This window comes from Vibrio sp. V01_P9A10T6 (genome assembly GCF_963877065.1).
GTDB classification, from domain to species: Bacteria; Pseudomonadota; Gammaproteobacteria; order Enterobacterales; family Vibrionaceae; genus Vibrio; species Vibrio anguillarum.
Genome location: NZ_CAWNTB010000024.1, coordinates 1 through 9469 on the forward strand (window position 1 = coordinate 1; position 9469 = coordinate 9469).

The 9469-nt window shown below is 45.1% G+C and carries 9 protein-coding genes and 1 pseudogene; 2 read left to right on the forward strand and 8 right to left on the reverse strand.

Features of this window, described 5'->3' with window-relative positions:
* On the reverse strand, positions 1 to 520 hold a 520-nt coding region (locus AACQ21_RS01605), incomplete at its 3' end, for a sterol desaturase family protein (protein WP_105977128.1).
* 92 nt (positions 521 to 612) lie between these two features.
* Between AACQ21_RS01605 and AACQ21_RS01610 the strand changes: the two genes are divergently transcribed.
* Together AACQ21_RS01610 and nagK are read left to right on the forward strand one after the other, a co-directional pair.
* The gene (locus AACQ21_RS01610; protein ID WP_017050512.1) at positions 613 to 1344 is read left to right on the forward strand and encodes a tRNA-uridine aminocarboxypropyltransferase; all 732 of its coding nucleotides are present in this window, start codon (positions 613 to 615) and stop codon (positions 1342 to 1344) included.
* Between the two features lie 156 nt (positions 1345 to 1500).
* Positions 1501 to 2412 (forward strand): N-acetylglucosamine kinase, encoded by a 912-nt coding sequence (gene nagK / locus AACQ21_RS01615; protein ID WP_105977129.1) that lies wholly within the window; start codon positions 1501 to 1503, stop codon positions 2410 to 2412.
* 79 nt (positions 2413 to 2491) lie between these two features.
* Here nagK and AACQ21_RS01620 read toward each other — a convergent pair whose 3' ends face one another.
* The 7 genes and pseudogenes from AACQ21_RS01620 to AACQ21_RS01650 form a co-directional block, all read right to left on the reverse strand.
* The gene (locus tag AACQ21_RS01620; RefSeq protein WP_026027239.1) at positions 2492 to 2767 is read right to left on the reverse strand and encodes a DUF2960 domain-containing protein; all 276 of its coding nucleotides are present in this window, start codon (positions 2765 to 2767) and stop codon (positions 2492 to 2494) included.
* A gap of 198 nt (positions 2768 to 2965) precedes the next feature.
* Positions 2966 to 3478 (reverse strand): annotated as a pseudogene (gene mobB, locus AACQ21_RS01625) (molybdopterin-guanine dinucleotide biosynthesis protein B); the annotation flags it as partial.
* Positions 3475 to 4062, reverse strand: coding sequence for a molybdenum cofactor guanylyltransferase MobA (gene mobA / locus AACQ21_RS01630; RefSeq protein ID WP_047689442.1), 588 nt, complete (start codon positions 4060 to 4062; stop codon positions 3475 to 3477). The pseudogene mobB and the gene mobA, both read right to left, overlap by 4 nt.
* A gap of 268 nt (positions 4063 to 4330) precedes the next feature.
* Entirely contained in the window at positions 4331 to 5386 is a 1056-nt protein-coding gene (fbpC, locus tag AACQ21_RS01635; RefSeq protein ID WP_017044718.1) for a ferric ABC transporter ATP-binding protein, read from the reverse strand.
* Positions 5387 to 5403: 17 nt separating this feature from the next.
* Positions 5404 to 7500 (reverse strand): ABC transporter permease, encoded by a 2097-nt coding sequence (locus tag AACQ21_RS01640; protein ID WP_026027999.1) that lies wholly within the window; start codon positions 7498 to 7500, stop codon positions 5404 to 5406.
* Positions 7501 to 7609: 109 nt separating this feature from the next.
* Positions 7610 to 8644 carry an ABC transporter substrate-binding protein gene (locus AACQ21_RS01645; RefSeq protein WP_013856874.1) on the reverse strand — a complete coding sequence of 345 codons (1035 nt, stop codon included), beginning with the start codon at positions 8642 to 8644 and terminating at the stop codon, positions 7610 to 7612.
* A 126-nt stretch (positions 8645 to 8770) separates the two neighbouring features.
* Positions 8771 to 9469: MFS transporter (locus tag AACQ21_RS01650; RefSeq protein WP_146127544.1), on the reverse strand; the 699-nt coding region annotated here is incomplete at its 5' end.

Genomic DNA, 9469 nt, shown 5'->3' on the forward strand with positions numbered 1-9469 from the left:
GGTTAAACATCGCGCTCGCATTGAGCACAACCTCAAATATCAATACCGCGAATGGGCTGACACCCAAAATGATCACGCAAGTGATTTTGATCCACAAAGAGAGGATCATCTCAAGTGGGTGAAAGCGCGAGCCAGTGGTCACATCAATATCTTGGTCAGCGTGGTGCATGCGATGTAAACGCCATAACCAAGGAGAGAAGTGAAAAAGCACATGCTGGGCGTAAATCACGCCATCAAGAATAATAACTGACAGTGTAATTTCAGCCACTTGTGGTAAATCCACCCAATTAAAAAGGCCAACCGAGTCTTGCTGCGCCCAATAAGCCGCTTCAATGGCTAACACTGGCATCAATAGCGATAAGCACACACTATTTAAACCAACCAAACCTAAATTATTCAGCCAGCGAGTGGCTTTACTTTGGGTGAGTGTTTTACGTGGGCAAGACCATTCCCACAGCGCACAAAGCATAAATACAGCGAAAAATACGCTCAAACGGATCAATTCAGGGTTCAGGTTCATACTTAATGGCTCATCTTCAATGGTCTTGTGCTAGGAATCTGCTTGTACTGTAAGTACAATCGGCAGCACTTTCCAGCTTGCCGCCCTGATTTATGAGAATCCACGCATTTAACCATTTGTTCCAACATCGCTTAGCGTTATCGACCAAACCTTTTCAAGCTCGTGGTGCGAAAGTTGAACGTTGCGCCTATTGTCAGGTCGCCACGCAATACTGCTTATGCGGCCATCAACCGGATATGGATACGGATATCGCAGTATTACTGCTGGTTTCTGAAAATGAAGTATTTAAACCCAGTAATACTGGTCGACTGATTGCCGATGTGATTAAAGAAACTTACGTTTATCAGTGGAACCGCACCGAACCTCACGCGGAAATGCTAGCACTGTTGAATAATCCCGCTTATCAACCAGTCGTCATTTTTCCCGAAGAGTATGTGGATGAAAAGCCTCGAGTAATACAAAGCCCTCCCAGCGCGCACGATAAACGCAAACCACTGTTGATATTGCTTGATGGAAGCTGGCGCGAGGCAAGACGAATGTTTCGCAAATCACCTTATTTGGATGCGCTTCCGGTGATGTCTATCGCACCTAAAAGCGTATCACAATATATGATGCGTAAATCTGATAATGAGCAGCATTTATCAACGGCTGAAGTGGCGTCATTGGTATTGGCTGAAGTGGGTGAGCATCAAGCCTCTCTGCTATTAAGCCAATGGTTTGAAGTGTTTCGGGAAAGTTACTTGCTGAGTAAAACCCGCCTAAAGCATGATTTGAGCAGGCCAGTCTTGAAACGTTTCATCGACCAGCAGCAAAGCGAGACGTGACTCTAAAGTTGATCGATTCGGTGATGAGTAATTGTTCAATCGAACCTATAGACCAGATAAATTGGTACTCGGTCACGGATTGTAGGCTGAGCTCTGTGGATAATGCCCAAAGTTTTATTTTTAGCTCATTGATGAGCAAATTTTAGGAGAGATTGCATGTACTACGGCTTTGATGTCGGTGGCACTAAAATTGAGTTTGGTGCGTTTAATGAGAAGTTAGAACGCGTAGCAACGGAGCGCGTTCCTACCCCAACAAACGACTACAATCTGCTAGTTGAAACCATTGCGCAGTTGGTGAATAAATATGACGCGCAATTGGGTGTGGAAGGCAAAATAGGCCTTGGCCTACCAGGTATGGAAGATGCTGATGATGCTACGGTATTAACCGTCAACGTTCCTGCTGCAAAAGGCAAACCATTGCGTGCTGATTTAGAAACAAAAATTGGCCGCAGCGTGAAGATTGAAAACGATGCAAACTGCTTTGCGCTTTCTGAAGCATGGGACGATGAGCTGAAAAATGAGCCTTCGGTTATGGGCCTAATTCTCGGCACAGGTTTTGGTGGCGGCCTTATCTATGAAGGGAAAGTGTTCTCTGGTCGTAACCACGTCGCGGGGGAGTTTGGTCATATGCGTCTGCCTCTTGATGCATGGTTACATCTTGGCGATAACGCGCCGATGCTCGGCTGTGGTTGTGGCAAGAAAGGATGCTTAGACAGTTATCTCTCTGGCCGCGGTTTTGAGCTATTGTACGAGCACTATTATGGCGAGCACAAAAAAGCGATTGATATCATTCACGCTAATGAAGCAGGTGAAGCGAAAGCCGTTGAGCATGTTGAGCGCTTTATGGAACTACTTGCCATCTGTTTTGCCAACATCTTCACAGCCAATGACCCACACGTTGTTGCACTCGGTGGCGGTTTATCAAACTTTGAATTGATCTACCAAGAGATGCCTAAACGCGTACCGAAATACCTGCTTTCTGTCGCGAAATGTCCGAAGATCATCAAAGCAAAACATGGTGATTCAGGCGGCGTACGTGGTGCGGCTTTCCTTAATATCAAATCATAAAATCAAACAAAAAGGGCCTATAATCAAACGGGCCCTTTTTTATATCAGTCAAAAGTTAACTCTTTAACCTAAGTTCTGTTTATTTGGTGTTAGCACCTTTTTTACCCACACCTACGTTTTCTTTTTGTTGCAGTGTTAGCTTGCTAAAACCTAACTTTTTAAAGTGGTTATCGCGGTAATTGCGTACCGCTTTTGCGTCAGAAATCATTTCCAGCTGCTGTTCCATTTTTAAAAAATCAGTAATATCAATACCTTCTGCTTCGGCTACTGCTTCTTGAATGTTGTGATGCTTTTCGTAAGAAAAAGTCAGCGTTTTATCTTCATTTTTGTAAGTGTACAAAATGGTGCGAGCCATGATCATCTCTCTAAAATCGTCATTCCCAATTTCGGGAAAATAAACAAAGGCTGATCGCTTACTATCAACCAATTGAAAATGGGGGCGTTGGCAGCGCTGAAACATGACTAACCAACATGTAATGAGCTAGATTTTGCCTTTAAGTGGGATAATTGTCACGCTTTCACCACCGAAATAGCGCAGGATATTTCATTTACAACGCTGTACATATTCAATGACAAACGCCGCTATTGCATCGAGATCATTGATGTTCATCTGTGGTAAAGCACTTTTCACAACTTCATCCGCGGCGATAGCGATGATATTTTCATCATTTGGATATAGCCAAGGTTTACCTACTTCAGCACGGTGCAATTCAATTTTTGGAAAGGTGAGGTTTTTACACCCTTCAACTAAAATCACGTCAAGTTTATCGCAATCAAAGCGAGACAAAAGATATTCGAAATCGGGTTCGGCTTCTGGCGTCTCAGTCATCATGGCATGACGATAGCGCGATGCAACTAACATCTGGCTTGCCCCCGCTTTACGCAGCCGATGGCTATCTTTACCTGGTTTATCAATATCAAAATCGTGGTGCGCGTGCTTAAGTACGCCTAATGTTAGGCCTGCTGCCCTTAACTTGGGCAATAAGGCTTCAAGCAGGGTCGTTTTTCCTGTGCCAGAGTAGGCCGCAAAACCAAGTAAAGGGCATGAAGGCGCTTGATATTTCATGATGTCAAAGTTCCAAATTGTGCCAGATCTTGAGGCGTGTTGAGGTTCAAAAAGCAGTTTGGCGAGTCGCTAAAGTCAACGTAATCTGTGTGGCATTCTTGATAAAGACGAGTGATTTTTCTCTCGCCACGTTCTAAAAATGCAGTCAGTGTTGGCAGCACACGTTGGTGAATAAGGGTGAATACGGGTTGAGCGAAGTGACCATCATGGGCGACTAAAATATCATGCGAGTCTTGAACAGCATGGCAAAAACGCGCAACTAGATCGTCATTGATCAACGGGCAATCGCAAGGGACAAATCCGACCCAATCGGTTTGTGCATGGGTTAACCCTGCCTGAATTCCAGCGAGTGGCCCAGGGTAATCAGCCATGGTATCGGAAATGACAGGCGCAAACTGACGATACTGTGCATGGTTACGATTAGCGTTAATCGTCAGGCTAGTAGATTGCGGCTTAAGCTTATTCATGACATGTTGAATCAAAGGTTGGCCATTGAGTTCAATCAGCCCTTTGTCTTGTCCACCCATACGGCTGGCTTGCCCACCCGCTAAAATAACCCAACTTGTTTGTGTGGGAAGTAACATGAAATGTCTCTTAATTGTGCGATGAGAAGAGCGCCGTACAGACAAGTTAAACTCATTGATTGAGCATCACTCGCCCATTTTTAGTGGCGACAAACCAAGGTAAGGATGATAACCCAACTCATGCCTTGGTGCTAACTGGCTGATGATTATAACCAATCTCACTTGCGCGGGTGGATCTTTTTCATTGCTCTCGTTAAGTTGTTCATTGCTCTCACTAAGACACAAACGCCTCCATTAGTTTGGAGGCGTTTGGTCAAGCTAGGCAGTATTAAGCATCTTCAGGTAGTAGGAATAACCCCACGGGGTTGATCGTCAGGTAAGGGTGATCAGCGTAACTGGGGTCAAATTGTGACGAGTTGAGTTGCAGTAACAGCTCTTTGTTGTGCCATTTAACCAACACTTCATACATCGACCCCATGTAAGCAATACTGGTAATTTGACACTGTTGGCAGGCATCACCGTCCGCGCAGAGCAAAATAGCTTCTGGTCGAACACCAATTTGATAATTCCCCGCAGGCAAAGCCGTGACACTGTCATCATTAGCAGGGATCTTATAGCCATTGATGATCAGGTATTCACCATCATATTGACCCTCAAAAATATTGGCTTCGCCCATGAAGTTGGCCATAAACATCGAGGTTGGGTGCTTATACAGTTGAGTTGGTGAGCCCTGCTGCATGATGTCGCCATCTTTCATCACAATCACAGTATCAGAAACGGCAAAGGCCTCCGCCTGATCGTGCGTCACATACAAAGAGGTGATATTAAAACGCTGCTGCAACTCTCGAATAGTTTCACGCATACTGCGTCTTAAATTGGCGTCCAAGTTACTGAGCGGCTCATCGAATAGCAATACCTTAGGCTTAAGCACCAACGCGCGAGCGAGCGCTACTCGCTGTTGCTGACCTCCTGAAATTTGGTCAACGTAACGTTCCCCAAAGCCTTCTAAATCAACCAATTTCAAGGCTTCATCCACTCGCTGTTTCACTTCATCTTTACTCAAGCCAATCATTCTTAGGCCATAACCTACGTTGTCATGTAAAGAAAGGTGAGGAAACAGAGCGTAAGATTGAAACACCATGCAGATGTCACGTTGCTGGATGGAGGTACTCGTGACATCTTCACCATCAATAAAAATTTGGCCGCTGGTTGGTTTTTCGAGCCCTGCGACCAAACGCAGCACGGTCGTTTTTCCACATCCTGAAGGGCCGAGCAGTGTTACAAGGCTGCCTTTTTTGATTTCTAAATCCAAATTACCAATGACGGTTTTATCGCCAAAACGCTTGCAGACATTCTTTAAAACAACAAAGTTTTCATTTTCCATGGTGATATCTCCAATGGTTATTCTTGGTTATTGGCTTTAGAACGAGAAACACGTGCCTCGCCAACGATAAAATCAAAAATTAAAATAATAGCCAACATCACAACAATCAAAATCGAGCCATATGCGATCGCAACGCCATACTCACCATCTTCTACACGATTCAGGATGTAAGACGTTGCCACCCGTGTTTCTGGTGTCACCAAGAAAATAATGGCGCTGACGGTCGTCATTGCTCGAACAAAGCTGTAAATCAGTGTTGAGAGAATTGCTGGTCGTAATAACGGCAACAGAATATGAGTAATGGTTTTAAAGGAGTTAGCCCGCAAACTGAGTGACGCTTCATCGAGCGATTTATCAAGCTGGCCTAGCCCTGCAATACCTGCGCGAATGCCTACTGGCACGTTACGCATCACCATGGAAATCACAACAATGGCCGCGGTACCGGTGAGGTAAATAGGCGCATCATTAAATGCAAGAATGTAAGATACCCCCGCAACCGTGCCCGGAACGGCGAAGCAAAGCATGGTTGCAAACTCAATCACTTTCTTACCGTAAAATTGCTGACGGACAACGATATACGCAATCAACAGACCAAAGAAGGCGGTTAATGGCGCTGCAACGCCGGCATAAATCATCGTCGTGATAAGTGATGGCCAAGCACCTTCACTCATTCCCATGCCAAACAGATGAATATAGTTTTTAAGCGTTAAACTGTAATCTACACCCCAGTTCACGGTGAAGCTGCCGAAGATGATGCTGCCATAAAGCAAGATGTTAAATGCCATCCAAAAATAGAGCAGTGCCGAAACCGTATGTTTAAGTAAGGTAGGCAGCGCTTGCACATCGCCACGATATGATTTGCCGGAAATGGTGACGTATGAACGCTTTCCTATCCACAGATATTGGACAACAAAGATCGCCAATGAAAATAGCAGCAAGACGGCCCCAAGTGTGCTGGCGGAAGCGTAATCTAATTGAGCTCCTGCGATGTAGAAGTAAATCTGAGTGGCTAACACATCGAAACTGCCCCCAAGTACAAGCGGGTTACTGAAGTCGGCCAGTGATTGGACAAAGATGATTAAGAAACTGTTGGCCAAAGCAGGTTTGAGCAATGGCATGACAATTTTAAAAAAAGTTTGATAACGATTGGCACGCAGCGTGTAGGACGCCTCTTCCAGTGATGGATGTAGGGATTTCATCGCGCCATCTAAAATCATGAATGACATAGGAGCAAAGGCGAGCACTTGTGCCATCCAAATGCCTGTAAAACCATACAGCCAGTTTGTCTGTTGTAACCCAAACCAATCCACCATGAGTTCGGTGATATAACCGGAGCGCCCAAGCATTAAAGTCACCCCAAGCCCAACGACAAAAGGGGGAGTCACAATGGGAAGAATAGAAAAAATTCGCGCAATGAAAGCGGAGCGAGTGGCAATGCGTGTGGTATAGATAGCAAAGATCAAACCAAAGAAAGTGGCACCTATACCCACAGATACGCCAAGCAGTACGGAGTTCCAAACAATTTGTATGATCTGCGCTCGGCTCAAAATTTCAATGAATTGCCACGCAACAAAGTTCCCCATTTCATCTTGGAACATCGGTACAAAGATGGCGATACTCGGAAAGATAATAAAAATCGTGATCAAGAGAATAATCGAGATCAGAGCACCAATCACGAAGCTGTCGCCGCCCAAAAACTCAAGACGAGCCAATGCCAATGTCATGACAGCACTTAAGGCGATAAATAGTGCAATGGTTGAATAACCTAAACCTTGCTGGGTATACCAAGAGCTGACCAACACGAAAAACATGCATGCCGCTGAATAACCGATATCAAAATAGTGACGGTGTTTGGCGTACTTATTGCCTGCATAGCAAGGGCGAATGAGAAGTACACCCGGAAGCGCAAACCATAACCAAGAAATATTGGCACGGCTCCAACCCATAGCGGCATAAAATTCTTGCGATGTTGAATCAAACACTCCGTAATCAAGTGCAAAAGAGGGCAACAGCACAAACGCACACAATAACGTCAGGATCCAATAAAAAATTGGGTCCCTATGCGAGGTTTTTAGCGGCCGATGTGGTGCAGTGCCTGCTGTAAATTCATTCATTTTTCTGTACCAAAGTTGTTTGTAGCCACACGGTGATAAGCCTGGTATTGGCTTTATAAAAAGGGCAGTAGGCACTGCCCATCGAGGCTAAGATAAGGGAATGCGTTGGCTATTCACCCATTTTTACGACATTAACCCACTTATTAATCAATCGCTTACGTTCATCAGAGGATCCATAGGTATCCATGTCATAATCGATCAAGGTTAACTTTTTAGGGTCGAGGGCGTTGGGGGATTGTTCCGCTTGAGTGTTAGTTAAAATTTGGAAAGATTGACCTTCTTTCCATGCCAGCTCTTGTCCTTCTTTTGACATGACCCAGTCAACAAACCGTTTCGCGTTATCAAGGTTACGCGACCCTTTGATAATGCTCACACCACCAATTTCATAACCTGTACCTTCACAAGGCGAAATCAGCTCCAGCGGTGCTCCTTTCGATTGTTCGAGTGAGTAGTCATGCAAAAAACCAATACCAATCGCAATTTCACCACGCGCTGAGTTACGTGAAGGGGTAACACCTGATTTGGTGTATTGAGAGACGTTTTTGTCGAGTGCTTTGAAATAATCAAAGGCTTTATCTTCATCCCAAAGTTGAATGAAGGTGGCTAATGCGGTATAGGCAGTCCCCGAACTTTGTGGGTCAGAGATTTGAATCTCTCCTTTGTATTCAGGTTTGGTTAAATCATTCCAGCAGCGCGGGATCGGTAATCCTTTTTCAGCCAAACGTTGAGTGTTCACCCCAAAACCTAAAATACCCATATAAACGGCCGAAGAGTAGTTCCCTTTGCGTTTCGCTGGATCTTTAAATCCATCCATAATGAATTCAAGCTGCGGGGATTGGTAAGCGTGTAAGAGATCCATTTCACCCGCCTGTGATTGAGGATCCAACGTGCCGCCATACCAAACATCCGCGCGTGGGTTCTTCTTCTCTGCTTCGATTTTGGCCAGCGTGCTGCCAGAGCCATTGCGAACAAAAGAGGTTTTTACGTCATATTTATCAGAAAATGCTTTAGTCGCTGTCTCGCACATGGCGTTAGTGGCACTACAATAAACCACGAGTCGGCCTTCAGCAAATGCTTGAGGCGCGGCAAGCGAAGCACCGAGAATGCAGGTAGCAAGTACACTGCGAGGTAATCTATCTTTCATGTCTGTTTCCTCTTGTTATTTTCATTACTTAACGTAGACGTAGGGCAGCGTTAAGTTTCATCACATTCCTGTGATTTCGTTTTTGCTGCATGACACAGCGAAATCAGAAAACAACGTGAGGAAAGGTTATGGCATAGTGACGGCATTCCCTGCACGCTGCTGCGCTTTTAAAAAGGGCAAAATCAGTAATCCAATCAGTGCGGCTGAGAGGGTAATGACACTGAAAAATCCTTCCCAACTAAATTGTTCAATAATGACAGCCAATGGGTAACTGGCTAACGCTGCACCAAGATAGCCAAATAAGCCGACAAAACCGGTCGCGGTTCCAGCCGCATCCTTGTGCGAACATTCAGCGGCGGCCATTCCTATCATCATTTGCGGACCAAAAATAAAAAATCCGATGGAAAAGAAGCAGCCCGACAACACCACAAAGTTGTCAATCGGTGTTAGCCATAACGCGGCCACTGAAATGAAAATGCCTAGCGCAAAAATCAAGTTCATCGGCGCTCGATTGCCTTTAAAAAATTTGTCCGAGCCCCAACCACCAAATAGCGATCCTAAAAATCCTCCGATTTCAAACATCGATACGGCAGCGTTGGCTGAAAAAAGCTCATAACCATGCCGTTCAGTGAGGTATAAATTACCCCAATCATTTAGCGCGATACGCACCACATACACCAGTAGATAGGAGCTACATAACAGCCAAATGTACTTATTCCCTAGAACGTAACGACGTAAAATTTGGCGAAATAGCAGCCCTTTACCTTCAGACTCATGGCGCTTTTCTAATTCATCGTTACGCCACTCACCCACTGGGGGTAACCC

What these genes read in the sequence shown, in the direction of transcription:
- mobA (WP_047689442.1), bottom strand. Translation starts at nt 4,062, where the DNA reads ATGTTACTTCCCACACAAACAAGTTGGGTTATTTTAGCGGGTGGGCAA.
- AACQ21_RS01610 (WP_017050512.1), top strand. Translation starts at nt 613, where the DNA reads ATGAGAATCCACGCATTTAACCATTTGTTCCAACATCGCTTAGCGTTA.
- fbpC (WP_017044718.1), bottom strand. Translation starts at nt 5,386, where the DNA reads ATGGAAAATGAAAACTTTGTTGTTTTAAAGAATGTCTGCAAGCGTTTT.
- AACQ21_RS01620 (WP_026027239.1), bottom strand. Translation starts at nt 2,767, where the DNA reads ATGGCTCGCACCATTTTGTACACTTACAAAAATGAAGATAAAACGCTG.
- nagK (WP_105977129.1), top strand. Translation starts at nt 1,501, where the DNA reads ATGTACTACGGCTTTGATGTCGGTGGCACTAAAATTGAGTTTGGTGCG.
- AACQ21_RS01645 (WP_013856874.1), bottom strand. Translation starts at nt 8,644, where the DNA reads ATGAAAGATAGATTACCTCGCAGTGTACTTGCTACCTGCATTCTCGGT.
- AACQ21_RS01640 (WP_026027999.1), bottom strand. Translation starts at nt 7,500, where the DNA reads ATGAATGAATTTACAGCAGGCACTGCACCACATCGGCCGCTAAAAACC.